Source organism: Aeromonas dhakensis (assembly GCF_002285935.1).
Lineage (GTDB): Bacteria > Pseudomonadota > Gammaproteobacteria > Enterobacterales > Aeromonadaceae > Aeromonas > Aeromonas dhakensis.
This window is the reverse complement of sequence record NZ_CP023141.1, coordinates 206,067-232,046: the sequence shown is the minus strand read 5'-3', so window position 1 is coordinate 232,046 and position 25,980 is coordinate 206,067. Positions and strand designations below refer to the sequence as shown.

The following is a 25,980-nucleotide window of genomic DNA, read 5'->3' as shown; positions in this document are numbered from 1 at the left end:
ATCCTTGCGCACGCGTTGAGTCGTTATTTGCCACTGCCGGCGACGTCCTGGCCGTCGCGGGTGAGGTAGTAGGCAAGCAGAATGGGAATGGTGGTGAAGGCCACTATGATGAGCGCCACCACGTTGGTGACCGGCCTGTCCCGTGGCCGGATCAGCTCCTGATACATCCAGATCGGCAGCGTGGTCTGCTGGCCGGCGGTGAAGGTGGTGACGATCACCTCGTCAAAGCTCAGCGCGAACGCCAGCATGCCCCCCGCCAGCAGGGCGGTGGCGAGGTTGGGCAGGATCACGTAGCGCAGAGTCTGGAAGCCGTCGGCACCGAGATCCATCGACGCCTCGATAAGGCTCTGGTTGGTGCGGCGAAAGCGCGCCAGAGCATTGTTGTAGACCACCACCACGCAGAAGGTGGCGTGACCGATGACGATGGTCCAGAAGCTGAAGGGGATCTCCATCACTCCATAGGCGGAGCGCAGCGCGATGCCGGTGACGATGCCGGGCAGGGCGATGGGCAACACTAGCAGCAGTGACACTACCTCCTGGCCGAAGAAGCGGCTGCGGGCAATGGCACCAGCCGCCAGGGTGCCGAGCACCATGGCCACCAAGGTGGCGAGCCCGGCCACCTCCAGCGACAGCTGGATGGCGCGCCACACGTCGGGGCGGTTGAGGGTCACCTCGAACCACTTGAGGGTGAGCCCGGGGGGCGGGAACTGGTAGCTCTTGCTCTCGCTGGTGAAGGCGTAGAGGAAGATGAACAGGATCGGGAAGTGCAGGAACAGCAAGCCGCCGATAGCCGCGTACTTGAGCAGGCCGGAGGGCTGGTTCGTAGAAGGATTAGAGCGCATCGAAGGCCCCCAGGCGTTTCGCGATGGTGAGGTAGATGGCGATGATGAGGATCGGCACCAGCGAGAAGGCGGCGGCGAAGGGCAGGTTGCCCGCTGTGCCCTGCTGCATGTAGACCACCTGACCTATGTACATGGTCGAGTTACCTATGATGCCTGGGATGATGTAGTCCCCCAGCGTCAGGGAGAAGGTGAAGATGGATCCCGCCACCACACCGGGCAGGGCCAGCGGCAGGATCAGGGTGCGAAAGGTCTGGGCCGGGGTGGCGCCGAGATCGCCGCTCGCCTCAAGCAAAGAGCGCGGGATCCGCTCCACCGCCGCCTGGATGGGCAGGATCATGAAGGGCAGCCAGACGTAGACGAACACGATGAAGGTGCCGATGCGCGAGAACGACAGCGACGGCCCGCCGATCACCGGTAGCGAGAGGATGGCGTCGAGCAGCCAGTCCAGTCCCAGGGTGTCCGCCAGCCAGCTGACGACCCCCTCCTTGGCCAGGATCAGCTTCCAGGCGTAGACCCGCACCAGATAGCTGGACCAGAGCGGCAGCATGATGCCGACGTAGAACAGGGCCCGGGTCTTGCCGCTGGTGTAGCGCGCCATGTAGTAGGCGACGGGGAAACCGAGCAGGGCGCAGGCCAGAGTCACCAGCAGGGACATGCCGACGGTGCGCAGGATCACGTCCAGGTTTTCTGCTCGCAGCAGGGCGACGAAGTTCTGCAGCCCCAGCTCGTGGCGGATCTGGCCGCTGAACTCGTCCAGCCCGAAGAAGGCGTTGGAAAGCAGCATCAGCAGGGAGCCGACGTAGATGATGCCGAGCCAGAGCAGGGGCGGCCCCAGCAGGATGGCCAGCAGCAGGCCGGAGCGACCGTAGAGCAGGGTGGAGAGGCGCCGCAGCGGCCTGACGCGAACGGAGTCGGTAGCGTGGCTCATGGCAAGGCTCGCACTGTGGGGGGCGCTCATGGTTGAGCTCCCTGGTGGGCGGTGTGCAAGCGATGGATCGCCTGCTCCGGCCAGCTGAGGCTGACCCGGGTGCCACGGGGCAGGCGGGCCTGGCCCTCGTTGGGGTGGTTGACGATGAGCTCGAGTTGTTCGCCGAGATCGACCCGGTAGCGCACGAAGGGGCCGAGATACTCCACCTCGCGCACCTCCCCGGACCAGCCGGGCGTACCGGCCTCGGCGAGGTGGATCCGCTCCGGGCGCACCATCATCTGGCGCGCATCGCCGCACAGGCGGCGGGCCTGCTCCCCCTCGAACAGGTTGACGGTGCCGACGAAGCGGGCGACGAAGGGGGTGGCGGGGGCGTCGTAGATGGTGTCCGGCGCGGCGATCTGCTCGATCTTGCCCTGATTGAAGATGCAGATGCGGTCGCTCATGGAGAGCGCCTCCTGCTGGTCGTGGGTGACGAAGATGAAGGTGATGCCGAGCTGGCGCTGCAAGGCCTTGAGCTCGAGCTGCATCTGCTCGCGCAGCTTGAGGTCGAGCGCCCCCAGCGGCTCGTCCAGCAAGAGGATGCGCGGCTGGTTGATCAGCGCGCGGGCGATGGCGATGCGCTGGCGCTGGCCGCCGGAGAGCTGACCGGGCTTTCGGTTGCCGACGCCGGGCAGGCACACCAGCTCCAGCATCTCGTCTACCTTGCGGTAACGCTCCGCCTTGGCCACGCCCTTGAGCATCAGGCCGTAGCCTATGTTGTCGCGCACATCCATGTTGGGAAACAGGGCATAGTCCTGAAACACGGTATTGAGGTTGCGATCGTAGGGGGGGGCGGTAGAACAGGGTTCGCCGAACAGCCGGATCTCCCCCTCGCTCGGGTATTCGAAGCCCGCGATCATCCGCAGGCAGGTGGTCTTGCCGGAACCGCTCGGCCCCAGCAGGGTGAAAAACTCGCCGGCCGGGATCTGGAAGGAGATGTCGTCGACCGCCTTCACCTCGCCATAGTGGCGGCTGACCCGGTCAAATTGTACGGCGTTCATGGGACGTCCTTGTCTGTGTGGGAAGCGGGCCGGACTCCTGTCCGGCCCTGTGGTTAGCCGGCCTTAGCGACCACCCAGGATGGCGATATAGTCCGAGACCCAGCGGTAGTAAGGAACGCAGGTTCCCTGGCTCTTGCACTGGGAGACGGGAGTACGCCAGAAGCGCACCCGATCGAAGTTGTCGATGCCGTTGGTCTTGCACCCCTCTTTCCCGAGCAGGGCATTGCCCTCGCAGGCGGCCGGCACCACGGGCACGGAGCCGAACCAGGAGGCGAGATCCCCCTGCAACTTGTTGTTGAGGGAGTGCTCCAGCCACTTATAGGCACAGGTGAGGTTCTTCGCCTCGCTGTGCACCATGCTGGTGTCGGCCCAGCCGGTGACCCCTTCCTTGGGCACGGTAGTGGCGATGGGCTGTTTGTCGGCGATCAGGGTATTGGCCTGGAACGGCCAGGAGCCTGAGGCCACCACCCCCTCGTTCTTGAAGTCGTCGATCTGGACGAAGGCGTCGTGCCAGTAGCGCCCCACCAGCTGACGCTGCTGGCGCAACAGGTCGAGGGCGGCCTTGTACTGATCTTCGTTCAGCTCGTAAGGATCCTTGATGCCGAGCGCCGGCTGGTGGCTCATCAGATAGAGGGCGGCATCGGCGATGTGGATGGGGCCGTCGAACGCCTGCACCCGTCCCTTGTTGGACTTGCCGTCCGGCAGGGTCTGCACCTCGAACACCACGCTCCAGGAGTCAGGTGCCTTGGGGAACACCTTGGTGTTGTACATCAAGATGTTGCCGCCCCACTGGTAGGGCACGCCGTAGTGCTTGCCATCCACCGTGTGCCAGGGAGCATTCTGCAGGCGGGGGTCTATCTTGCCGTAGCTCGGGATGAGCGCCAGATTGAGTGCCTGCACCTTGCCACCGGCGATGAGGCGCAGGCTGGCGTCACCGGAGGCGGTCACCAGATCGAAGCCCCCCTCGTTCATCAGGGCCACCATCTCGTCCGAAGTGGCGGCCGTCTTGACGTTGACCTTGCAGCCGGTCTCTTTCTCGAAGCCGGTCACCCAGTCGTAGTTCTTGTCGGTCTCGCCGCGCTCCACGTAGCCGGCCCAGGCCACTATGTTGAGCTGGCCTTCACCCTTGCCGAGGGTGGTGGGGGCTGCCTGGGTCTGGCCTGCCAGCAGGGCGGGGATCAGGGCCAGGGTGAGGGGGGTCAGTTTCATCTTGCTCTCCTTGCTGGGGCGGGCACTGTGGTGATGCCACGTTGACAATTAACATCCTGTTAACCAGTCATGAGCGTAGGAGAAGCGCTGAGCAATGAGAATTTCAATTTTTAACGCCAGAGGTATCTGCTAAATCGATATCGAGTGCAGATGAATCTGAATTTTAGTGGTCGCTCCGCAAGAGATGGTTAGCGAGGCAGCGCTTGACGGGCCCGTAGCCGGCTCTGATCCCGCACTATGTCGATGAACTCGCGGGCTGTCCACTCCAGCCGTGAACCGCGCCGCCACACCAGGCCTATGTCGATGGCGGGGATGGGCTCCTTGATGGCGCGGGCCTCGACCCGCTCCTGCTCCAGCGACCAGGGGCGATAGGCAAAGTCCGGCAGCAGGGCGAGCCCGAGCTGGCTGGCCACCAGGCTGCGCACCGCTTCCACCGAGGCGGTCCGCAGCACGATGCGCGGCGCTATGCCGTAACGGCGCAGGCCGCCGCCAATGATCTGATCCAGCTGGTCGGCGGTCAGCGAGATCATGGGCTCTTCGCCGAGCGCCTTGAGAGAGAGGGTCGACTCGGCGCAGAGCGGGTGGTTGGCGGCGAGCCAGAGCCGCAACGGCGAGCGGGTCAGCAGCTCGGTATCGAACGCCTCCTGGCGGATGGTGCGGTTGGTCATCAGGATCCCCACGTCCACCTCGCCGTTGACGATCTGGTGCTCGAGATAGGGCTGCTCGTCCTCCTTCACCTCGATCTGTACCGCCGGGAAGGCGCGGCGAAAGCGGCCGAGCGCCTCCGACAGGTAGTAACCGGCCACCAGGGTCGTCACACCGATAGTGAGCCGCCCCTGATCCTGCTGGGCTACCGCCTTGAGGGAGTGGCTCGCCTCGGTCATGGCGCCGAGGATGCGACGGGCATGGAGCAGAAACTGGTGGCCCTGGGTGGTGAGGCTGACCCCGCGCGGGTTGCGATCGAACAGGGGGGCGCCGAGCTCGCTCTCCAGCTCGCGGATGGCGCTGGTGACTGCCGACTGGGAGATGTGCAGCTCGGCAGCGGCGCGGCTGACCGAGAAGCTGTCGGCCACCGCTACGAAATAGCGGATCTGGCGAAAGGTGAAGTTCATCTGGGCGTCCTGCCGCGTGCGATCAAGGTGAGTGCCAGCTTAACCTCGAATCGCGCCCAGACAAAAGGCGCCGTGCTGGCGCCTTTGTCATGGTTTTTCCGGCGGTTAGCGGGAGCTGGCCGCCTCGATCACCGGGATCCGGTTCACCGCCTTGCCCAGATAGGCGAGGGTGATGGTCACAATGATGCAGGTGAAGCTGAGCCACATGTAGGGCAGGTAGTCGAGGGTGGCCACCCCGAGGACCCCGGCCATGAAGATGCCGTTGTCGCTCCAGGGCACCATGCCGCAGGTGAGGGTGCCGCCAAACTCGGCGTTGCGGGAGAGGTTCTTGCGCGCCAGTCCCAGCCGGTCGTAGTTCTTGGCCATGATCTTGGGGGTCAGGATCAGCGACACATACATGGCCGAGCCGAACACGTTGGCCAGGAAGGCGGTGCCTATGGTGTGGGTAGTCAGGCTGCCGGCACCCTTGATACGCTTCTCGAAGGCGCTGGCAATCACTTCCAGGATGCCGACCTTCTCCAGCAGGCCGCCAAAGCCCAGACCGAAGATGATGACCGCCACCGAGCCCAGCATGGACTCCATGCCACCGCGGCCCAGGATGTTGTCGATGAAGTCGACGCCGGAGGTGATGGCAAACGGGCTGTAGGCGGAGTGCATCGCCTTCACCGGATCCATGTCCTGGAACAGGATGGCCCAGACAAGGCCCAGCAGGGCGCCGAAGCTGATCACGGGGAAGGCGGGCTTGCGGTTGGCCAACAGGCCCAGCACCAGCACCACGGGCACTATGGCCAGCGGGGTGATGTTGAACTGCTTGTCGAGCGCCTCCATCACCAGGTTGACCTGCTCCAGGCTGACGTTGCCGGAGTACTGCATGCCGACCACGGTGAACAGGGCGGCGGTGATGACGTAGGAGAACAGGCTGATGGGCAGCATCCCCTTGATGTGCTCCATCACGTCGACGTTGGACATGGTCGAGGCCAGCACCACGGAGTCGGAGAGCGGAGAGAGCTTGTCACCGAAGTAGACACCGGAGAGCACGGCACCGGCTACCAGCGGCGCTGGCACCCCCAGGCTGTGGCCTATGCCCATCATGGCGATGCCGGCGGTGGCGGCCGAGCCCCAGGAGGTACCGGTGGCCAGCGAGGTGAGGGAGCAGATGATCAGGGTCGCCAGCAGGAAGATGGACGGGTGAATCACCTTGAGGCCGAAGTAGATGATGCTGGGGACTATGCCGCCGGCAATCCAGGTGCCGACCAGGGCACCGACGGAGACCAGGATCAGGATGGCCCCCATCCCCTTGGCGACACCGTCGACGGCCGCCTGCTCCAGGGATTTGTAATCATGGCCGAGCTTGATGCCGAGCCCCATGATGACAAACCAGGCGATGAACAGTGCCAACTGGATTGGCAGGTCGAGCACGCTGGTGAAGGAGAAGGCCAGGGCCAGGAAAATGGCCAGACAGGCAAACACCTGCGACATGCCCGGCAATCGGATGTGGTTGTGTTGGTTTTGCATAGATACTTCCTAAACTCTTGCTCGCCAAGGTCGGTCCCTCTCGTCCTGTGGATATACGTATCCCGAGGGGCCCACCCAAAAAGAGGCCGCAATCTACCACAAACCAGGGGGGACAAATCCCAACTGATTTGGCAAAAATGCAATTTTGATTGAAAAACTTACAATTTAGTTGATCTCATAACCCGTTTTTGAGTGCTCTGTCTGCCCCGATGGGACATTCGACTCCGATAGGAAAATCCGATTGCACACTCCAAAAATACAAATGATAATTGTTATCAGTTGTTGAAAGGGAGTGTGTCATGAGATGGATAGTGAGGGCCATGCTGTTGATCGGGCTGCTGGCCATCCTGATCTGGGGTCAGGAGAGGGAGTACGGGGTATGGAGTCTGGGCTTCTTGCTGGCCGCCTGGGTCATGTTCGAACCCAGGCTGAGACCAGCGCTGATCCTGCTGCCGGTGGCCGGCATGACCGGTGTGGCGGCCCTTGTCTGGCAGCAGCCCTGGTTATGACGAGGTGGCCGGTGCGCTCTGCACCTTTTCCAGCGCCTGTTTGAGGGAGGTGATGACGTTCTTTTCCATCTCGTTGCGCTTGGCATCGGTCAGGAAGTAGATCATGTCGACGTCGTGGCGAATATAGTGGGAGGGGAGCTGGTTCAGGGTCAGGCAGCAGAGATCGGCCATCTGGTTGGCGCTCAGCGTCTGGCTGAGCCCCTGCTTCTCAATCTCCTTGAGCACCAGATGCTCGTAGAAGTTGTGAATGTCGGTATCCAGTATCATATGCATTCCTTGGCATGACGATGGGCGGTGAGTCGTCAAAAGCATAGTCATAACAAGGGGTAAAAACAAAAGGCCCGTCACTTTCGTGATGGGCCTTTTGCATGATGAATGGTGCGAAGAGAGGGACTCGAACCCTCACATCCGTGGGACACTAACACCTGAAGCTAGCGCGTCTACCAATTCCGCCACCTTCGCACACTGATTTTCTCCAGCTGGTTTTTAAATGCGGTTGGAGCGCATTTTCTGCGTTTTACATGCCAGAAGCATGGTGCGAAGAGAGGGACTCGAACCCTCACACCCGGGGGGCACTAACACCTGAAGCTAGCGCGTCTACCAATTCCGCCACCTTCGCACATCGGGTTATCAGTCTGGATTTACATGCTGTCTGATAAAAGCATGGTGCGAAGAGAGGGACTCGAACCCTCACACCCGGGGGGCACTAACACCTGAAGCTAGCGCGTCTACCAATTCCGCCACCTTCGCACATCGGGTTATCAGTCTGGATTTACATGCTGTCTGATAAAAGCATGGTGCGAAGAGAGGGACTCGAACCCTCACACCCGGGGGGCACTAACACCTGAAGCTAGCGCGTCTACCAATTCCGCCACCTTCGCACATCGGGTTATCAGTCTGAATTTACATGCCGTCTGATAAGAGCATGTTGCAGTATGGTGCGAAGAGAGGGACTCGAACCCTCACATCCGTGGGACACTAACACCTGAAGCTAGCGCGTCTACCAATTCCGCCACCTTCGCATCACTGCGGTGGGGGATTCTATAGAGTTTTGGGGGGGCGTCAACAGCCAGAAGGTACTTTTTTCGCTGTTGACGCCCAAAGCAGCATCAAGGGGACAAAACTTCAGCAATTAGCGTCACTGGCGAGCCAGGGCGTCCCGATACATCTGTTCGTACTGGATGACCGAATCGGGCCAGTTGAAACGGGTGTTCATGGCATTGCGCTGAACCCGGGCAAACTGCTCGGGGTCCTGCAGGTAATAGAGCAGGCTGCGGCGCATGGCATCGAGCAGTATGTTGGCGGTCGGATCGTTGAAGCAGAAGCCGGTCGCATGTGCCGGATCGGCATCCCAGTCCACCACCGTATCCTTCAGGCCGCCGACCGCCCGTACCAGCGGCAGGGTACCGTAGGCCAGGCTGTACATCTGGTTGAGACCGCACGGCTCGAACAGGGAGGGCATCAGGAAGAAGTCGGCACCGGCCTCCACCAGGTGGGCGAGCCGATCGTCATAGGTATTGATGAAGGCGAGCCTGTCCGGGAATTGCTGGGCCAGGGTGTGCAGCTGGGTGGCGAGGGAGGGATCTCCCGAGCCGACGATCACCACCTGCACCTTGTGATGGAGAAACTTGTCCAGCACCGGCAGCAGCAGATGCACGCCTTTTTGTTCGGTCAGCCGGCACACCATGCCGTAGATGGGCAGGTCCACCACCGGCAGGCCCAGCTCCTGCTGCAGGCTCTGCTTGCAGACGCCCTTGCCGGCCAGGTTGTCGACGTCATAGGTGGCCGGCAGAAAGTCGTCGAAGGCCGGATCCCAGTCCTGATAGTCGCAGCCGTTGAGGATGCCACGCAGATCCGCCGCCCGCTGCTGGAAGACGCTGGCCATGCCGTGGGCCCCCAGGTGGGTCAGCAATTCGCTGGCATAGTTGGGGCTGACCGCGTTGATCTTGTCGGCATAGAGCACCCCGCACTTGAGCAGGTTGACGTGGCCGTAGTCATAGCTGATGCGCTGTTCGTAGTCGGCAATCTCGGGCACGGCCCAGAACTGCTGGCGCTCGAACACCCCCTGGAACGCCGCGTTGTGAATGCTGATCACGCTGCGAGTGTGCTGGAAAAAGGGGTTGTGGGAGTGTCGGGTTTTCAGCAGCAGCGGCAGCAGGCCGGTGTGCCAGTCGTTGCAGTGCACTATGTCGGGGGCAAAGGCGAGCTGCTCGCAGGCGTGCAGCGCGGCGGCGGCCAGGAAGGCGAAACGCTCGCCGTTGTCCGGATAGGCCTGGTTGTTTTCGGCATAGAGCTGGGGGCGATCGAAGTACTGCGGGCAATCGAGCAGGTAGACACAGACCCCTTCGAGATCCATTTGATAGATGCGATAGCCGATATCCGGCAGGCCCGGGTGGGTTGGCAACCAGCGCGAGACCAGCAGTTTGGCCTCATCCCGTCGCTTTATCGTCTTGTAGAAGGGGAGCATGATCCTGACATCATGTCCCTTCTGGGCCAGGTACAGCGGCAGGGCTCTGGCCACGTCCGCCAGGCCTCCGGTCTTCACAAGCCCCTCAACTTCCGAGGCAACGAACAGGATTTTCAGTGGGTTAATAGCCAACTCTTGCTCCCTTAGGTACCACGACGATACCGCCTTCGGACACGGTAAATCGCTCTCTGTCATGGTCCAGATTTTCACCGATCACGGTGCCGGGCGCAATTTCAACGTTCTTGTCGATGATGGCGCGGCGGATGGAGCAGCCCTCGCCAATCTTCACGTCACCGAGCAGAACCGATTCGCTGATGTGGCTGCAAGGGCCTATGTTGCAGCGAAAACCCAGGATGGATCGCTGGATCTGGCTGCCCTGGATGAAGCAGCCACCGGAGATCAAGGAGTTGGCGATCTTCACCTTGCAGTCGTCGGTGTCGACGAAGGTGGCGGGCGGCAGCGGCGGATAGTGGGTATGCAGCGGCCACTTGCGGTTGTAGAGGGAGAAGGGGGCATCGTCGGCCACCAGGTCCATGTGCGCCTGCCAGTAGGAGTCCAGCGTCCCCACGTCGCGCCAGTAGACGTTGGGCTTCTCGCCCGGGATCACGTTGGTGCTGTAGTCGTAGACATAGACGGGGGCACGCGGGAACAGGCTGGGAATGATGTCCTTGCCGAAGTCGTGGCTGGAGTTCTCCTCGGCGGCGTCGCGCTTGAGTTCGCGATAGAGCGACTCGGTCTCGAAGATGTAGTTGCCCATGGAGACCAGTGCCTGGGTGGGATCGCCGGGGATGTGCTTGGGTCGTTTGGGTTTTTCCTCGAAGCCGATCATCCGGCCCTCCTGATCCACCTCGATCACCCCGAAGGCGCTCGCCTCCTCGATGGGCATGCGCAGGGCGGCGACGGTCAGAGCGGCGGCCTTCTGCTTGTGGAAGCTTACCATCTGGCTCACGTCCATCTTGTAGATGTGGTCGGAGCCGAAGATGCAGACGTGCTCGGGGTCGGAGATCTCGATGAAGCGCAGGTTCTGGTAGATGGCGTCGGCGGTGCCGTCATACCAGCGTTTGCCCATCCGCATCTGGGCCGGAATCGGGTCGATGAAGCGATCCGTGATGCCGACGATGTTCCAGCCCTTCTTCATGTGCAGATAGAGGGACTGGGACTTGAACTGGGTGAGCACGTAGATGCGCAGGAAGTCGGCGTTGACGAAGTTGTTGAGCACGAAGTCGATCAGTCGGTAGCTGCCACCAAAGGGAACCGAGGGCTTGCTGCGGGTGGTGGTGAGTGGCTGGAGGCGAGTACCTTCGCCGCCCGCCAGGATCATGGTGAGTATGCCTGCCATCGTATTTCTCTCCCTGAATTCATACTATGAAAAGGTTTTCAGCTTGCTGCAAAAAAACACCCCTAAAGGGGTGGTTTGAGGTGTGTCAATTACCTTATCAGATCCCGTATGGGGCTCTCTACCTGTTTCCGGTGACTGCTTACACTTATTTACACTTTGCTCAGATAGACCTTGAATTTGGCATCGCTGCTGATCACTTCCGTTCGTTTGAAGTGCGTCTCCAGTATAGGCTGATATCGCAGAAAGGCGTTGGCAACTATGGTGAGGGTGCCTTGCGGCGACAGATGCTCCGGTGCCTTGGCCAGGAAGGTCTCGGTGGCCGCGTAGAAGGTCTTGAGACCGGCGTGGAACGGCGGGTTGGAGACGATGCGGTCAAATTTTTCCTGGATGTCGGAATAGACGTCGGACGCCCGCACCGCGCCCTGCAGACCGTTGATGGCCAGGGTACGGCGGCTGGATTCCAGCGCCAGCGCATTGATGTCCACCATGGTGACCCTGAGTTCAGGATTGCGCTTGGCCAGCACCGAGCCGATCACCCCGGCGCCGCAACCGAAATCGAGCAGCGATCCCTGCATGGCCGGCAGGCTGGCCAGCAGCATCTGGCTGCCCAGATCCAGCTCGGATGCACTGAACACGCCGGGCAGGGCCAGCACGGTCAGCTCGGTATCGCCAGCCTGGCACTGGTAGCGGCCAAACCAGGCGTCCAGCTCGAACGGGGCCACTGGTTTGCTCAGTTCGCCGTGATAGAGGGAGCAGCGACGGGCCGAGTCACGTTTGACCGGCTTCTCGCCATAGGGAGCCAGCAGCTTGTCGGCCCCGTTGATGCCGCCGCGGTTCTCGCCGGCGAGGAACAGCTCGGCACCTGCTTCCAGCAGCGGGGTCATCATGGCCAGCAGGTATTGGGCCTCGGCCTTGGCCTTGGGCATCAGCAGTAGCAGGGCATCGAAGCGGGAGGAGCCACCCAGCTGGTGATCGAACAGGATGGCGTCGCCCAGCGCGGCCTGCTGGCTGCGGTAATAGCAGTAATCCGTGGTAAACACGGTGAGGGAGTGGGTCAGGGTTGCCAGCTGGCGCGGATAGTCATCCTCCAGGGCGCCGCACACCAGCAGCCGCTTGCCGACAAAGAGGGCTTGGTTTCGTTCCAGCATCTGGCTGACGGCACTGATCGGGCTGCTCATCGGGTCTCTCCACGCAATTTTGGGCGGCCATTATACATAGCCGCTTTCGCCTTGACATTTATGCCGTGTTCCCGAAATATGCCCAGACACCATTTTTTGAGCAGAGATGACGCAATGCGGTTCAACGGGTTGAAACGAAAGCATAAAAAAAGCCTGACATTCGGGCCTGCCGACGTTCGCGCGTAACCTCTCATCCCTGAGCAGATTCAAACCCCGGTTGCGCACATCGTACCGGGGTTTTTTATTGCCACATTCATGAGTCAACGGAGAAGGAAATTCCATGTTCAAAGGTTCAATCGTCGCCCTGATCACCCCCTTTCGACAGGGCAAGCTGGATGAAGAGGCGTTGGCGCGTCTGGTGGAGTGGCATATCGAACAGGGTACCCACGGCATAGTGCCGGTGGGCACTACGGGGGAGAGTCCGACCCTGACCCACGACGAGCATTGCCGGGTGGTGGAGCTGGTGGTCAAACTGGTGGCGGGCCGCATCCCGGTGATCGCCGGGGCCGGTTCCAACAACCCGGTTGAAGCCATCGAATACACCCGCTATGCCGAGCAGATGGGGGCCGATGCCACCCTGCACGTGGCCGGTTACTACAACCGCCCCAATCAGGAGGGGCTCTATCACCACTTCAAGGCGGTGCACGACGCCACCAGCAAGCCCATCATCGTCTACAATATCCCGCCGCGCGCCATCGTCGACGTGCAGCCGGCGACCCTGGCCCGCCTGGCCGAGCTGCCGCGCATCGCCGGGGTGAAGGATGCGACCGGCGATCTGGCCCGCCCCTGGGTCGAGCGTCAGCTGATCAAGAAGCCGTTCGCCTGGCTCTCCGGCGAAGATGCCACCGCCGTGGCCTACAACATCGGCGGCGGTCAGGGTTGTATCTCGGTGACGGCCAACGTGGCCCCTAGGCTGGTGGCCGAGGTGCAGAGCCTGGCGCTGGCCGGCCAGTGGCAAGCTGCGCGTGAACTGCAAGACAAACTCATTCCGCTGCATCAGGCGATGTTTGCCGAGCCGAGCCCGGCCGGTGCCAAATATGCCGTCTCCCTGCTGGGCTTTTGCAGCGAGGAGTGCCGCCTGCCGGTGATGCCGCTCTCCGAGGCAACGCGTACCCGCATCCGCGAGGCGATGCACGCCTTGAATTTGTTATAAAAAATGGGCTCTGGATCGCGCTTTTGACTGGCCAGTCAATTAAAGTGCAGGCTTTGCCGATATACTCGCTTGGATACAACCAAGGATGGCAGGCATGCAGGAATGGGATCCAGAGCACTTCACCAGCTTTGAACACCTCTGTGAAGTGACACTGGCGGCAATCAGGGAAAAAACCGAAGCCGAACAGATCTATTTGTGGCTGCGCGCCCCCGAGTCGCAGCTCTACAGCTTCCAGCTCGATCAGGGACTGGTCAGCCTGACGGCCGATGCCGTCGCCCCCCTCAAGTTGCCGATCCTCTTCATCGAACACGCCCTCGACAAGGGACAACTGATGGTGGAGCCGCTCGCCCAGCACAACGAGCTCTGGGAAACGGTCGAACCACAGACGGTGCGCCTGCGCGCCTGTTTCCCGCTCAAGCGCCACAAGGGGTTGGAGGCCGTGGTCTACCTGGAGACCCGCCGCCGTATCGATCGCCTGCCCCGGCGCCAGCAACAGGGCATCCAGCTGTTGATGCACTATCTTGCCGCCGAGCTCGAGAGCCGGCTGCTGGCCAGCCAGGTCGATCTGGAGCGGGATCAGCGGTTGCATACCCAGGCCGACCTCATCCGCAGCCAGGCGCTGCAAGGCTCCTTCCTCAGCATGCTGCAGGCGCTGCACCAGGTGGGAGTCAAGCTGGCGCGTTGTGACAGTGAACACCAGCTGCTGCACGATGCGGTGGCGCTGGCTCGTCAGGAGCTGCAGTTCGACCGCATCGCCATCTTCCTGGTGGATGCCGAGTTCAAGACCATGCACGGCACCTGGGGCACCAACGAGGTGGGCGAGCTGATCGACGAGCACCACTTCATCAGCCCGATCCCTGATCACCCCACGGTGCTGGAGGCGCTGCGCCGCAAGGATTATGTGCTGGTGCTGGAGGATGCGCCGCTCTACTACGAAAAGCAGGAGGTGGGGCGTGGCTGGAATGCCATGGTCTCGCTGTGGGACGGGGCCACCCCCATCGGCTGGATCGCCGCCGACAACCTGCTGTGGCGCCGGCCGCTCAAGGCTTATCAGAGCGAGATCTTCAAACAGTATGCCGCCATGCTCTCCCAGTTGCTGATCCGCCAGCGTACCCAGGCGGCGCTTGAACGTTTCAACCGCGAGCTGGAGCAGAGGGTCAGCGAGCGCACCATGCAGCTGGCGGAGAGCAATCGGGCGCTGGCGGAAGCCAACAAACGGCTCTCCATGCTGTCGCTGGAAGATCCCCTCACCGGCATCGCCAACCGCCGTCAGTGGGATCTCACCATGCAGCGGGAGTGGGAGTGGGCACGCCGGCACCAGAGTCTGCTGGCGGTGCTGATGATCGACGTGGACGAATTCAAGTCCTACAACGACCACTTCGGCCATGCCAAGGGGGATCAGTGTCTGCAGCAGGTGGCCGCCCTGCTGCAGGATGCGGAACGGCGGCGTACCAACCTGGTGGCGCGTTACGGCGGCGAAGAGTTCGTGATCCTGCTGTGCGGTCCGCAACCCGGTGAGGCGGAGCGGCTGGCGGAACAGATTCACCAGGGGCTCAGTGAATTAAAAATCCCGCATCCGGCCTCCCGAGTTGCTGATTTCATTACGGTTAGCATAGGCTTTAGCTATCTGGTTCCCTCGCTGGATGGAACATGGCAGAGCCTGACCGAACAGGCCGATCAGGCGCTCTATCATGCCAAATCGCAGGGGAGGGCGTGTACGCTAGCCTATCGGTGAGCCCATGTTGTTACGTCGTTATCCCATCTTCAACCGTCGTCTCGCTCTCGTGGCCTATGGCATTGACTATCAGCTTGCCGACCCTGCCGAATGGCCCCTGCTGGCCGCCCAGTGCCGGTTGCTGGCTCAGGGGCGCCAATATCTGTTGCCCTTCACCCACGAACAGCTCGATGAGCTGCGCCCCCTGCTGTTCGATCAGGACACCATTCCGCTGGTAGAGGCTTCGGCCGAACGGTTGCCCACCTCTTTTCCCGTATTGGAGCAGTGGCGCGACTATCGGCGCCGGCTGGCGGTGCACGGTGCCCAGCGCGAGCAGCGCTGGCTCAGCGCCTCCCGTCTGCTGGTGTTCTGGATGGGGGAGGAGGGGATCCGTCAGCCGACCGAACACAAGCGGATGGCCCTCGGCATCGAGAGCTGGGGGGATTTTCTGCCGCTCAAGGAGGCAGGGGTCGATTTCTTCGCCGGCGGCTTCCTGGCGCGCCCCGAGCTGGTGAACCAGCGCGCCGCCCAGCCGGACATGAAGCTGGTGCAGGAGATACTGCAGCTCATCTGTCACGAGGAGTTCTCCTTCGCCCGGGTGGCGACCCTGCTGCAGCAGGATGCCTGGCTGCCGGGGCAGCTGTTGAGCTACGTCAACGCCCCCGGTTTCGATCACGCCAGCCCCATCGTTTCGGTTAATCGGGCGCTCTCCTATCTGGGAGAGCAGGAGATCCGCAAGTTCGTGCTCATCTACGGGTTGGCCAGGGTCAGCCAGCACATTCCGGAGGCCTGCACCCGCATGGCCATCGCCCGCGGCCGCTTCTGCGAGCTGATCGCCCTGAGCGCGCTTGGCAAGTCTGCCGCCAGCTGGGCCTTCCTGGTGGGGCTGGTGCTGGACGGCTCGCTGCTCTCCGAACAGCTCAAGGCCCATCTGCCCAAGGACGTGAAGCGAGCGCTGGAGTCTCGCGAGGGGCCGCTGTTTCATCTGTTTCAGCTGGTGAAGTGCTATGAACAGGGTGACTGGCCACTGCTGGCCCAGCTGGCGCCTACTTATCAGCTGGATCCCGCCAAACTGACTCCCATCTATTTTCAGGCACAAATGTGGGGGCAAGCGTTTCTCGCCACCTAGGCCGTGGCGAGGGAGAGGGGCTCTGGCTAGAATGGGGGCCCTTTTTCAGACACGGATCCCGCACCATGACCCTCTCCGGCTTTCAAGGCCTGGTATTCGACCTCGACGGCACCCTGGTGGACTCCATGCCGCTGCACCTCGCCGCCTGGGCGCACACGGCCCGGGAGTTTGGCTTTCACTTCGACCCCGACTGGTTCTATGAGCTGGGTGGCATGCCGAGCCGCAAGATAGCCCTGCTGGTGGCCGAGCAGCAGCAGATCGCGCTGGATCCGCTCATCGTGACCCGTTGCAAGACCGAGCACTACGTGGCCAACCTGCACAAGGCAACCGTCTTCCCGGCCATGCAGACACTGGTCGAGCGTTACCATGGTCGCATCCCCATGGGGATAGGCACCGGTTCACCGCGGGTCAATGCCGCCGCCGTGTTGCGCAATACCGGGCTGGATCGCTACTTCTCCGTGGTGGTGACGGCCGATGATGTCGAGCTGCACAAACCCCACCCGGACACCTTCCTGCTGGTGGCCAGCAAGCTGGGGGTCGATCCGGCGGGTTGTCTGGTGTTCGAGGACACGGGGATTGGCGTACAGGCCGGTCAGGCTGCGGGGATGCAGACCTGCATGGTCAGGGAGGGCAGACCGGTCGGCTTGCAGTATTGAAGCTGCCGCATTGAATCCGGGCAGAGATCGTCATCATGGGCGCTGAGGTAGAAAGTCCATTCCCATACGGGACTGTCATGACAAATGGGAATGGACTCGGTCACCCTCTGACGCAGCGATGGTCGCGGGGTGACATGGGCATGGCCTTACTGGTCGCTGTTGCCGCCCTGGTTGTCGTCGTAACGACCGGGTGCGCCGTGGGGGCGCGGCGCCATGGAGACGCGAGGCTTGCGAGCACGCTGGATGTTGACCTGCGGCCGGCCGGAGTGCATGGCGATGGTGGAAATCTTGGCCTTGTAGACCAGCTGCTGGTTGCCATGGGCATCGGTCAGCAGCACGCTGTACTGGTCGAAACCGCTGATGGTCCCCTCCAGCTTGATGCCGCTCACCAGGAAGATGGCGACCTGACTGCGGTTCTTGCGCAACCAGTTGAGGGCAGAATCTTGCCCGTTCCCGAGGGAGAAGGCTTGCTCGATCGTGGAGTAGCTTGGGGATTCAGTTGTCATAAATTATTGTCCCGCGGAAAAAAAGTGGCGTTTGATTGTGCTAAATGGTCACTTGCTTGTCAAAGTCATTCTCACGCCCGGTCGGGGTGGTGCAATGAGAGGGCTGGTCGGCACGGGCCGCTGCTGTAATAATTGGCGGTTCTGGCCCCGTGGCGGGCCTCACGCTGGGGTCTCAATTTGCATCCGGTTTCACACCAACATCAACCCACCTATACCCATGACGCCACCGCGTGCGAAGAGTGCGACTTGCTGGTGCCGGCCACCACGCTGGCCGTGGGGGAGGCGAGCAGCTGTCCGCGCTGCGGCCATACCCTGAGCCGCCATCTGCCGGAGCAGGAGCGCAGGCCCATCGCCTACGGCTTTGCGGCCATCATCATGTTCGTGCTCTCCAACGCCTTTACCTTCATGTCCTTCTCCGCCAAGGGGGTGGGGCAGGAGATGACCTTCCTGCAATGCATCACCACCTTGGTGGATCAGGGCTACCTGTTCCTCGGGGCCGTGCTGAGCCTGACCCTGATCGGCCTGCCGCTGGTCTATATCGGTTCCATCATGCTGGTGCTGTGGCGGGTCGACAAGGATCTGCACAGCAACGCCCTGCGCTCCCTCGGCCGGCTGCTGTGTCGGATCAAGCCCTGGCTAATGGTGGATGTGTTCCTCATCGGGGTGCTCATCTCGCTGGTCAAGCTGATGGGGATGGCCGACATCAAGATGGGTCTGTCGTTCTGGGCGTTCGTCGGCTACACGGTGCTGCTGATCAAGATGATCTCGTCACTGGACCGGATGTGGCTGTGGCAACGATTGTTCGGGCCGAGCGAGCTGCACGGGCTGACGGTGGAGGATGACGAGGCCAGCGCCATGAGCGCCGGCCTGGTGGGTTGCCACATCTGCGGCGCCCTGAGCGAAGCCGGTGCCGACAGCTGCAAACGCTGCGGCGAGCATCTGCACAGCCGCAAGCCGGGCGGACTGAACAGGACCTGGGCCCTGCTCTTTACCTCCATCATCCTCTACGTGCCGGCCAACCTTTATCCCATCATGGATACCGTCTTCCTCGGGGATGACAGCCCCTCCACCATTCTGGGCGGGGTGCTGGTGCTGTGGGCCATGGGCTCCTATCCCATCGCGGCGGTGATCTTCTTCGCCAGCGTGGTGGTGCCGCTGGTGAAGATCCTTGCGCTGTTGTGGCTCTGCTACATGGTGCAGCGCGGGCAGGGCACCTCGCCGCTCGGCAAGCTCAAGCTCTATCGCATGACTGAATTTGTGGGGCGCTGGTCGATGATCGACGTCTTCGTGGTGGCCATCCTGGCGGGTCTGATCCGGCTTGACAACCTGATGACCATCTATCCGGGCCCTGCGGCCGTCGCTTTTGCGGGTGTGGTGCTGGTGACCATGGTGGCTGCCATGAGTTTCGATTCCCGCCTGATCTGGGATTTACAACAAGGAGAACGCGAACGTGAGTGAGCGTAAGAAGAGGTGGAAACCCGGCTCGGACTTTCTGAGCTCGGCCGCCGCAATCTGGATGGTGCCGCTGCTGGCGCTGTTCATCGGGATCTGGATGCTGTTCCAGCACTGGTATTCGCAAGGTCCCAGCTTCACCCTGACGGTGGCAACGGCCGAAGGCATAGTGGCGGGCAAGACAATGATCCGCTCCCGCGAGGTGGAGGTGGGTCGCATCGAGGCGGTGGAGCTCAGCGATGACTACAGCCACGCGGTGCTGAAGGCCCGCCTGACCAATGCCGCCGCCGGCATGCTCAAGAAGGACAGCCAGTTCTGGGTGGTCAAGCCGCGGGTGGGACGCGAAGGGGTGTCGGGCCTAGGCACCCTGCTCTCCGGCGCCTATATCGAGCTGGCCCCCGGCAAGAAGGGCAAGGCGCGCGATGAGTACGCCATGCTGGACAAACCGCCGCTGGCCTCGCAGGACGCCAAGGGGTTGCGGTTATCGCTGAGCAGCCGGGATACCCGGGCGCTCGGGGTGGGTTCGCCCATCAACTACCAGGGCTTCACCATAGGCCAGGTGGAAGAGGCGAAGTTCCTGCCCGAGAAGAGCGAGATGCAGTACCAGATCTTCATCAACGCCCCCTATGACGTGCTGGTGAGCAGCAACTCCCGCTTCTGGATGACCCCGGGCTTCGAAGTTTCCATGAGCAGCGAGGGGATGAAGGTGAAGATGGATTCGCTGGAGAGCCTGCTGGACGGCGGCATCACCATGGGGCTGCCCCCTGGTTGGGCACCCGGTGAGCCGGTCAAGCAGATGGACGACTTCACCCTGTTCCAGGATCAGGCCAGCGTGTTGGCCGGTAGCCTGGACCAGTTCATCGACTACGTGTTCCTGTTCGAGGACAGCGTCGGTGGCCTGCACCCGGGCGCGGCGGTGGAGTATCGCGGCATCCGGGTCGGTACCGTCATCTCGGCGCCCTATCTCATCGACGAGAAAGGGGTGCAGATGTTCCAGAGCCGGCAGATCCCGGTGCTGGCGCGGATCGAGGTGCAGCGTCTCTCCCACCGCTATGCCAACGCGGAGAAGGAGCAGTGGCGCGCCCTGTTCGGCAAGCAGTTCAAGGAGGGGTTGCGGGCGACGCTTAAGACCTCCAGCCTGCTGACCGGGGGCAAGGTGGTGGATCTGAACTTCTACCCCGATGCGCCCAAGTTCCAGCCCACCAAGCTGGCGGGCTATCAGGTATTCCCGACCGTGCAGGCCGGATTGGATCAGATCGAACGCAAGGTGAACCAGATCCTCGACAAGTTCGTCGACATGGACACCGCCCAGACCCTGAACCAGGTCAACCACACCCTGGCGACCCTGGATCAGACCCTGAAGAACGTCAGTGCGCTGAGTGCCAACCTGAACAAGTTCACCGGTCAGAGCGCGACCCAGCAGTTGCCGGCGTCCCTCAACGACAGCCTGAAACAGCTGCAGAGCACGCTGCAGGAGTATGATGCCAACTCCCAGACCAACCAGGATCTGCGGCAGTCGGTGCAGTCGCTCAACCAGCTGATGCGCGAGTTGCAGCCGTTGGTACATTCGCTCAACGAGCAGCCGAGCTCGTTGATTTTCGATCGGGCTCGTCCCCGTGATCCCGAGCCCAAGCGAGGTCAATGATGAAGAAACGGATGATGACGCTGGCCTTGCTGGGCCTGCTGGCGGGTTGCAGCGCGGCACCGACGCAGCTGCACTACTACTCCCTCGACGCCGAGGCGCAGCAACCGGCTGCCGTGGTGGCGCAGCCGCAGCATCAGCTGGTGCTCAAACCTGTCTCTCTGTCCGGCCAGCTGGATCGGATGAGCCTGGTCTATCAGCTGGAGGGCAAGGAGCTGCACTTCGCCGAATACCATCGCTGGGCGGGGTCGCTGGATGCCCAGCTCGATCAGCTGACCCTGAACGGCCTCTCCAGCCGCTTGCCGGGCTGGGTGGTGCGGCAGGATGGAGCCCGCAAGGGGCCGGTGCTGACCATCTCGGTGGAGCGCTTCCAGGGCCGCCACGACGGTCGCGCCGTGCTGAGCGGCCGCTGGCGCCTGCTGACCGAAGAGGGCTCTGTCCTGCGTGACGTCCCCTTCCAGCAGGTGCGGGTGCTGCCTGCCGATGGCTACGGCACTCTGGTGAGCGAGCTGGGGGCTGGCTGGCAGCAACTGCTCGACCAGATTGCGGCCGAGGTGCGCAAGGGCGCCTGACGACATGTCGATGCACCGACTCAAAATGAAACGGGAGGCCTTGGCCTCCCGTTTTTTTGTATTGGGGTGGTTACCCACCGGCGAGGATCACTGCTGCACTTCGGAGATCCCTTCGACCTTGACCTCGACCCGGCGATCCGGGGCCAGGCAGACGATCAGCTCGCGCTTGGACTTGCTGGTGCAACTGTCGCCGGTGACCGGATTGCCCTTGCCGCGCCCTTCCACGTTGACCTTGTCTGCCGGCAGACCCTTGCCGACCAGGTAGTCGGCGACGGTCCTGGCACGCTGCTCGGAGAGCTTCTGGTTGTAGGCATCGGAACCGATGCGGTCGGTGTAGCCGATCACGGTGGCGACACCATCCTTGGGTCTGGCCTGCTCGATCTGGCTGTAGAGGTTATCCAGCGCCTGACCACCGGCCGGCTTGAGGGTCGCCTTGTTGAAGTCGAACAGCACGTCCGAGCTCAGGGTGAACTGCTTGTCGACCATCACGGGTTCGGGGGCCGGAGCCGGCATCGGCGCCGCCACCACGGGGGCGACCTGGCCGAAGCGATAGACCACGGCGACCGCCAGCAGGCCGTTGTCGAGTTCGGCCCCGGTCTTGTCGAGCGAGTTGTCGCCGAGCGGGGTGGTGTATTGGTACTCGAGGCGGGCGGCCCAGTCACGGTTGAAGGCGTATTCCGCCCCCAACGCCCCGACAAAGGCGGCGCCGTTGTCATTGTCGAACTGCTTGCTGTCGGTCCAGGCGTAAGCGCCACCGAGGCGGGTATAGAGATCCAGGCTGTCGCTGACCGGCATGCCGATCTTCATGGTGAGCTGGGCCAGCTGGGCTTTTATCTCGTCCCGGCCGATGTCGGTGGGATCCAGCTTGTCGGTCGCCGTGTATTTGTACTTGCCGAGCCAGTCGTAACCCAGTTCGAAGCCCAGGTTCTGGTTGACCTGATAGCCGAGGAAGGCGCCGGCGCCGACATCGTTCTTGTCCTCTTCGCTGATGGCGTAGTTGTCCTTGATATCCTGGTTGTGATCGACGCCATAGAAGTTGGACCAACCCAGCTTGGCACCGCCATACCAGGTGTTGTCCTGTCCGGCTGCCTGGGCGTTGGCCGCAAGCAAGCCTGAAACCAGCAAGGTAATCAGTGTTTTATTCATGTTGAGCCTCTGCAATTTCATATTGTTGAGGGGAGGTTGACGGGGTCGCCTCTCCTTATGGGTCGGGCTTATAGCACAGCCACAACAGAGTAAGGGTAGTCGTTTTCTCCGGGTTCTCAAGCAACTGATATAAAACATAATGTGATTTTCATCGCCGCAATTTGCCGCCGTGATTTGCGCTCTGCCGAGGGGACGCAATAGTTAATCGAGGCGGGTCTGCAGCGAGGTGAGCATGAACATCAGGTGGATATGGCTGTGCTGGGCGTTATGGCTGGTGCCGGGCTGGGCGGCCGAGACCCTGCAGGTGGTGACCGAAGACTATGCCCCCTACAACTATCTGGAAGAGGCCGAGGTCAAGGGGCTGGGCACCGAGGTGGTGGAGGCCATGCTGGAAGAGGCCGGCTTCGAATACAGTCTGGACATCTACCCCTGGGCGCGGGCCATCTCGCTGGCGCGCAGCCGCCCCAACGTGCTCATCTACAGCATCAGCCGCTTCCCCGAGCGCGAGGCGCAGTTCCAGTGGATCGGGGTGATAGCGCGTATCGACTTTCATGTGTTCGCCCTGGCCAAGCGCGACGATATCAAGCCCTTTAGCCAGCTGTCGCAGGCGCGAGCCTGGTCCATCGGCACGGTGCGCAACGACGCGCTGGAGCAGTACCTCATCAGCCGCAATTTTTCCAACCTGCAGCGCAACAACAACCATGAAGCCAATCTGCTCAAACTGTTGATGGGGCGCATCGATCTCTGGCCGGTGTCGCAGGAGACGGCCTACTACTATGCGCGCCAGGCGGGCTATGGGCCGTCCACCCTCAAGATAGTGCACGACATCGAGGATTTTACCGGGGGGGATCTCTACGTGGCGGCGAGTCTGAAAACCTCGACCGAGGTGGTCAAGCGGTTGCAGGAGGCGCTGGCCACCATCAAGCAGAACGGCATCTACGACGGCATCGTGAAGCGCTACCGCTGAGCCGTGCCAGCCTGTGAGGGCTGCGCAACAAAAAGGGCCGACTGTCGTCGGCCCTTTGTCATCAGTGAGCGAGGAACTCGTACTGAGCCTCGATGAAGGCTCCGGCCCGCTCGCTCAGGGCGGCGTGCACGACGGTGGTGGGGTGAACCTGATCCCAGAACATCTTGCCTTCGCAGTCGAGGGTGCTGGCGCTGCGCCGCACCATGGGGCTGGCCACGGCCTGTGCCAGCAGCGGGTTGCCGGCGATGGCGAGGCGTTCCTGCGGGTTGAAGGCGGAGAGGCTGCTGTCGCTGGCGACACTGGTGGCACTGCGGGAGGCAAACGGCTTCCACACATAGCCACCGCCATAGCAGGCGTTCTCGGTGTCGCTCAGGCCGAAGTTCTGCGGCTCGCGCAGCATCTCGGCGAACTGCTTGTCGATCTCGAACAGCTTGACGATGCCGGTGGGGGCAAGCTGGCGTGCCAGGTTCAGCAGCAGCTGGTTGTGGTAGGCGGAGACATGGCTGGCCGCCTCGACCACCTTCTGGCTGCGGGCCGAGGGGTTCTGACCCAGATCCGGCAGGTTGAACAGCAGAATCTGCTTGGCGCCGTTCAATACCATGCGGTTGGCCGCATCGCTGATGGCGTCGCGCACCCGCTTGGCATCCTGCTCGGTGTTCCAGCCATAGGCCAGGTAGTCGTTGGCGCCGACCCAGAGGATCACCAGATCATCGGGTTTGAAGCTGTCCTTTTGCAGGAACTGGGTTACCTCGTAATCCAGGTTGTTGATGACCTGATACTTGGGATTCCAGGAGATCTTGTTGTAGGCCACCGCGGTGGCGCCCCCCTCCGCCTCGTTGGCGATGGTCAGCCCCGGGAACTGCCGGGTCAGCTGCTCCAGCCAGACCGGCCCGTTGGAGAAGCGGCCCTGATAGTAGGGAGGGCTGGAAGGGAGATAACCGCGCATCTTGCTGTACATCTTGCCGGTGTCGGAGAGGCTGTCGCCAAACATCACGATCCGGGAGAAGGCGGGGCGACTGTCGGCTGCCTGAACTGTCAGCGCGAAGAGTCCCAATAAACACACAAACCATTTCTTCATCTTGTTGTTCTCATTGATTGGAAGCAGGTGGTGCCTGCAGGCTGTTCCTCGATAGGCAAAGGTGCTGGGAAGCTGTTTTGCCATCTTGCAGGGTATAAGGCCGAATTTTATTTCGCAGCAGTGCGGGCTGATTAAATCGATTACGGTCACATCCCCTTCCCCCAGATGGGGAGGCTTCACGTTTGTTTCACGCCCCGGCAGGCAGACTGCCCCCGTACCCAATGACAGGAGCATGAAATGAACAAGGCAAGCGTAATCGGTCTGTTGACCCTGATGTCCATCTCTTCTTTCGCCATGGCGGCCTATACCGGCCCGCAGGAGCAGAACAAGGTGTCCGTCGCACAGTTGAAGGATCTGGCCGATGACAGCTGGGCCACCCTGGAAGGGAAGCTGATCAAGCACCTGGGCGGCGAGAACTATCTGTTCCGCGACGCCAGTGGCGAGGTGGAGGTGGAAGTGGATCAGGACGTGTGGCGTGGCACCGAAGTGGGCCCGGACGATCTGATCCGCATCCGTGGCGAGGTGGACCACAGCTGGAACAAGACCGAAGTGGAGGTGGAGAAGCTTGAGAAGGTGGGCGCTGCCCCGCAGAGCAAGGGTGGTTTCATCGCCAAATAAGGGCTGACTCCGCACGCCAGACGTAACAAGGGCGCCTCCATGAGGCGCCCTTTTGCATATCGTATCCCGGCGTCAGCCGGTGCGGGCCAGTGTGCGCTTGAACCCCTTCTCGGCCTGATTGACCTTGTAGAGATAGCGGCGGGCTTCCGCCTTGGGGTGCTGTTCGGTCAGGATCTGGTAGACCGCCTCGGGCGAGAGCTGGTTGATCATGCCGGGCGCCGCCTTGCGGTCGCTGGAGAAGGTATTGAGCACCCCGCCGGCGCCGCCGTTGTAGGCCGAGATGACGGCATAGCGACGCGAGCGCGGATCCTGGATATCCACCAGATAGACGGTCTGCAGCAGGTGCAGGTAGGCGGTGCCCACGTCTATGTTGTAGGCCGGGTTGAACAGGTCCTCCCGGGTCGGCTGGCCGCTCTTGCCCTTGACCCGCACGTAGACGTCCCGCCCGGCGGTGGCCGGGATCACCTGCATCAGGCCGTAGGCGTTGGCATGGCTGACCGCATAGGGGTTGAAGCTGCTCTCGGTCTTGATCACCGCGTAGATCAGGCTTTCCGCCACCCCGTACTTGCGGGAGGCTTCCCGGATCAGGCTGGCGTACTTGTAGCCCCGCCGGTCCTCGTGGTTGGCCACCATGGGGATGTCGACGAAGAAGATGGTACGGATGCCGAGGGTGCGCTTCTTCATCGCCGTGTTGAGCAGGTAGTCGGCATAGCGCTCGGCACGCCAGTCGAAGCGGATCGGCTGGCCCTGGTTGTCCAGTACCTGACCGTAGAGGAAGGGCTCGCCGCCGGGCAGGATCTCGGCGTCGGAGTAGAGATCCACTTCCGCCGGATCGTCCGGGGTGAGCAGGGTCTCGATGATGGCGCGGCGCAGGTGGGAGCGCGGATCGATGCCGGAGACGGTCTCGACCATGATGTGGCCGCTGGAGAAGTCGATGTGGGCCCGGCTCTTGTATTGATCCGTGTATTTGACGTAGTCAAACTTGCCCGCAAACAGCGCCTCACGCCCCCAAATCTCGTTCACGTTGTGGGAGAGCGCACTGATCATGTGTTCAAAGCCGCGGATGTCCTTGCCGTTGACGAGATCGTCATCCTCGTTGCCATTGGGCTTGGGGGAGGATGAGCAGGCAGAGAGAAACAGCAGGGTGCACAGCAGCCATAAAATTCGGCCCATAGAGTCCTCAAACTGGGCGGCGGGCCGCCCGTCAC

Annotated in this window: 24 protein-coding genes and 5 tRNA genes; 10 read left to right on the top strand and 19 right to left on the bottom strand. The window is 62.1% G+C overall.

Annotation, left to right across the window (positions count from 1 at the left end; translation table 11 throughout):
• Positions 1–23 precede the first annotated feature (23 nt).
• The 6 genes from CK627_RS01320 to nhaC all read right to left on the bottom strand — a co-directional run bounded on the left by CK627_RS01320 (position 24) and on the right by nhaC (position 6,646).
• Entirely contained in the window at positions 24–842 is an 819-nt protein-coding gene (locus CK627_RS01320) for an ABC transporter permease (protein ID WP_017779087.1), read from the bottom strand.
• A complete protein-coding gene (locus CK627_RS01315) occupies positions 832–1,800 on the bottom strand; it encodes an ABC transporter permease (protein ID WP_095591526.1) in 969 nt (322 codons plus the stop codon). Before CK627_RS01315 ends, CK627_RS01320 begins: the two co-directional genes overlap by 11 nt.
• Entirely contained in the window at positions 1,797–2,810 is a 1,014-nt protein-coding gene (locus tag CK627_RS01310) for an ABC transporter ATP-binding protein (RefSeq protein ID WP_095591525.1), read from the bottom strand. Before CK627_RS01310 ends, CK627_RS01315 begins: the two co-directional genes overlap by 4 nt.
• A gap of 63 nt (positions 2,811–2,873) precedes the next feature.
• Complete coding sequence (locus CK627_RS01305) at positions 2,874–4,019, bottom strand: ABC transporter substrate-binding protein (RefSeq protein WP_095591524.1); 1,146 nt, start codon at positions 4,017–4,019, stop codon at positions 2,874–2,876.
• A 188-nt stretch (positions 4,020–4,207) separates the two neighbouring features.
• On the bottom strand, positions 4,208–5,131 hold the full coding sequence (locus CK627_RS01300; RefSeq protein WP_017779091.1) for a LysR family transcriptional regulator: 924 nt from the start codon (positions 5,129–5,131) through the stop codon (positions 4,208–4,210).
• 105 nt (positions 5,132–5,236) lie between these two features.
• Positions 5,237–6,646: a Na+/H+ antiporter NhaC gene (gene nhaC / locus CK627_RS01295; RefSeq protein WP_005305478.1), complete on the bottom strand. Its 1,410-nt coding sequence runs from the start codon at positions 6,644–6,646 to the stop codon at positions 5,237–5,239.
• A gap of 299 nt (positions 6,647–6,945) precedes the next feature.
• On the opposite strand from nhaC, the gene CK627_RS01290 reads away from it, so the two are divergent.
• Positions 6,946–7,155: a hypothetical protein gene (locus tag CK627_RS01290; protein ID WP_017766456.1), complete on the top strand. Its 210-nt coding sequence runs from the start codon at positions 6,946–6,948 to the stop codon at positions 7,153–7,155.
• Here the strand turns inward: CK627_RS01290 and CK627_RS01285 are convergent.
• The 9 genes from CK627_RS01285 to rsmC all read right to left on the bottom strand — a co-directional run bounded on the left by CK627_RS01285 (position 7,150) and on the right by rsmC (position 12,139).
• On the bottom strand, positions 7,150–7,422 hold the full coding sequence (locus CK627_RS01285; protein WP_005305474.1) for a late competence development ComFB family protein: 273 nt from the start codon (positions 7,420–7,422) through the stop codon (positions 7,150–7,152). The two genes, CK627_RS01290 and CK627_RS01285, sit on opposite strands and share 6 nt — an antisense overlap.
• A 109-nt stretch (positions 7,423–7,531) precedes the next feature.
• A tRNA-Leu gene (locus CK627_RS01280) sits at positions 7,532–7,617 on the bottom strand.
• A gap of 71 nt (positions 7,618–7,688) precedes the next feature.
• Positions 7,689–7,774 (bottom strand) — tRNA-Leu (locus CK627_RS01275).
• Between the two features lie 45 nt (positions 7,775–7,819).
• A tRNA-Leu gene (locus CK627_RS01270) sits at positions 7,820–7,905 on the bottom strand.
• 45 nt (positions 7,906–7,950) lie between these two features.
• Positions 7,951–8,036, bottom strand: a tRNA-Leu gene (locus tag CK627_RS01265).
• Positions 8,037–8,091: 55 nt separating this feature from the next.
• A tRNA-Leu gene (locus CK627_RS01260) sits at positions 8,092–8,177 on the bottom strand.
• Positions 8,178–8,293: 116 nt separating this feature from the next.
• Positions 8,294–9,754: a glycogen synthase GlgA gene (glgA, locus tag CK627_RS01255; protein ID WP_054543546.1), complete on the bottom strand. Its 1,461-nt coding sequence runs from the start codon at positions 9,752–9,754 to the stop codon at positions 8,294–8,296.
• Positions 9,744–10,961, bottom strand: a complete 1,218-nt coding sequence (glgC, locus tag CK627_RS01250) for a glucose-1-phosphate adenylyltransferase (RefSeq protein ID WP_005305468.1) — start codon at positions 10,959–10,961, stop codon at positions 9,744–9,746. Before glgC ends, glgA begins: the two co-directional genes overlap by 11 nt.
• A 149-nt stretch (positions 10,962–11,110) precedes the next feature.
• The gene (gene rsmC, locus CK627_RS01245; RefSeq protein WP_095591523.1) at positions 11,111–12,139 is read right to left on the bottom strand and encodes a 16S rRNA (guanine(1207)-N(2))-methyltransferase RsmC; all 1,029 of its coding nucleotides are present in this window, start codon (positions 12,137–12,139) and stop codon (positions 11,111–11,113) included.
• Positions 12,140–12,419: 280 nt separating this feature from the next.
• Between rsmC and dapA the strand changes: the two genes are divergently transcribed.
• From dapA to CK627_RS01225, 4 genes are all read left to right on the top strand, one after another.
• Positions 12,420–13,292 carry a 4-hydroxy-tetrahydrodipicolinate synthase gene (gene dapA / locus CK627_RS01240; RefSeq protein ID WP_095591522.1) on the top strand — a complete coding sequence of 291 codons (873 nt, stop codon included), beginning with the start codon at positions 12,420–12,422 and terminating at the stop codon, positions 13,290–13,292.
• Positions 13,293–13,386: 94 nt separating this feature from the next.
• Positions 13,387–15,027: a GGDEF domain-containing protein gene (locus tag CK627_RS01235; protein ID WP_095591521.1), complete on the top strand. Its 1,641-nt coding sequence runs from the start codon at positions 13,387–13,389 to the stop codon at positions 15,025–15,027.
• Positions 15,028–15,031: 4 nt separating this feature from the next.
• A complete protein-coding gene (locus tag CK627_RS01230; RefSeq protein WP_010636011.1) occupies positions 15,032–16,135 on the top strand; it encodes an EAL and HDOD domain-containing protein in 1,104 nt (367 codons plus the stop codon).
• Positions 16,136–16,200: 65 nt separating this feature from the next.
• On the top strand, positions 16,201–16,791 hold the full coding sequence (locus tag CK627_RS01225; protein ID WP_024943147.1) for an HAD family hydrolase: 591 nt from the start codon (positions 16,201–16,203) through the stop codon (positions 16,789–16,791).
• Positions 16,792–16,937: 146 nt separating this feature from the next.
• On the opposite strand, the gene hfq is transcribed toward CK627_RS01225, so the two are convergent.
• Positions 16,938–17,297, bottom strand: coding sequence for an RNA chaperone Hfq (hfq, locus tag CK627_RS01220; RefSeq protein ID WP_005305447.1), 360 nt, complete (start codon positions 17,295–17,297; stop codon positions 16,938–16,940).
• 177 nt (positions 17,298–17,474) lie between these two features.
• Between hfq and CK627_RS01215 the strand changes: the two genes are divergently transcribed.
• The 3 genes from CK627_RS01215 to CK627_RS01205 are packed head-to-tail and all read left to right on the top strand — an operon-like array spanning position 17,475 to position 20,963.
• Positions 17,475–18,755 carry a paraquat-inducible protein A gene (locus tag CK627_RS01215; RefSeq protein WP_095593438.1) on the top strand — a complete coding sequence of 427 codons (1,281 nt, stop codon included), beginning with the start codon at positions 17,475–17,477 and terminating at the stop codon, positions 18,753–18,755.
• Positions 18,748–20,394: an intermembrane transport protein PqiB gene (gene pqiB, locus CK627_RS01210; RefSeq protein ID WP_005305443.1), complete on the top strand. Its 1,647-nt coding sequence runs from the start codon at positions 18,748–18,750 to the stop codon at positions 20,392–20,394. Before CK627_RS01215 ends, pqiB begins: the two co-directional genes overlap by 8 nt.
• Positions 20,394–20,963, top strand: coding sequence for a PqiC family protein (locus CK627_RS01205; RefSeq protein WP_017778389.1), 570 nt, complete (start codon positions 20,394–20,396; stop codon positions 20,961–20,963). Before pqiB ends, CK627_RS01205 begins: the two co-directional genes overlap by 1 nt.
• Before the next feature lie 87 nt (positions 20,964–21,050).
• Here the strand turns inward: CK627_RS01205 and ompA are convergent, their stop codons facing one another.
• Positions 21,051–22,109 carry a porin OmpA gene (gene ompA, locus CK627_RS01200; RefSeq protein ID WP_026139171.1) on the bottom strand — a complete coding sequence of 353 codons (1,059 nt, stop codon included), beginning with the start codon at positions 22,107–22,109 and terminating at the stop codon, positions 21,051–21,053.
• Between the two features lie 232 nt (positions 22,110–22,341).
• Between ompA and CK627_RS01195 the strand changes: the two genes are divergently transcribed.
• Positions 22,342–23,076: a substrate-binding periplasmic protein gene (locus tag CK627_RS01195; RefSeq protein ID WP_095591519.1), complete on the top strand. Its 735-nt coding sequence runs from the start codon at positions 22,342–22,344 to the stop codon at positions 23,074–23,076.
• 61 nt (positions 23,077–23,137) lie between these two features.
• Here CK627_RS01195 and CK627_RS01190 read toward each other — a convergent pair whose 3' ends face one another.
• Positions 23,138–24,154 (bottom strand): SGNH/GDSL hydrolase family protein, encoded by a 1,017-nt coding sequence (locus CK627_RS01190; RefSeq protein ID WP_005305430.1) that lies wholly within the window; start codon positions 24,152–24,154, stop codon positions 23,138–23,140.
• Between the two features lie 237 nt (positions 24,155–24,391).
• On the opposite strand from CK627_RS01190, the gene CK627_RS01185 reads away from it, so the two are divergent.
• Positions 24,392–24,772 carry a YgiW/YdeI family stress tolerance OB fold protein gene (locus tag CK627_RS01185; protein WP_095591518.1) on the top strand — a complete coding sequence of 127 codons (381 nt, stop codon included), beginning with the start codon at positions 24,392–24,394 and terminating at the stop codon, positions 24,770–24,772.
• A 72-nt stretch (positions 24,773–24,844) separates the two neighbouring features.
• Here CK627_RS01185 and mltC read toward each other — a convergent pair whose 3' ends face one another.
• Positions 24,845–25,945, bottom strand: a complete 1,101-nt coding sequence (mltC, locus tag CK627_RS01180; RefSeq protein WP_095591517.1) for a membrane-bound lytic murein transglycosylase MltC — start codon at positions 25,943–25,945, stop codon at positions 24,845–24,847.
• Positions 25,946–25,980 lie beyond the last annotated feature (35 nt).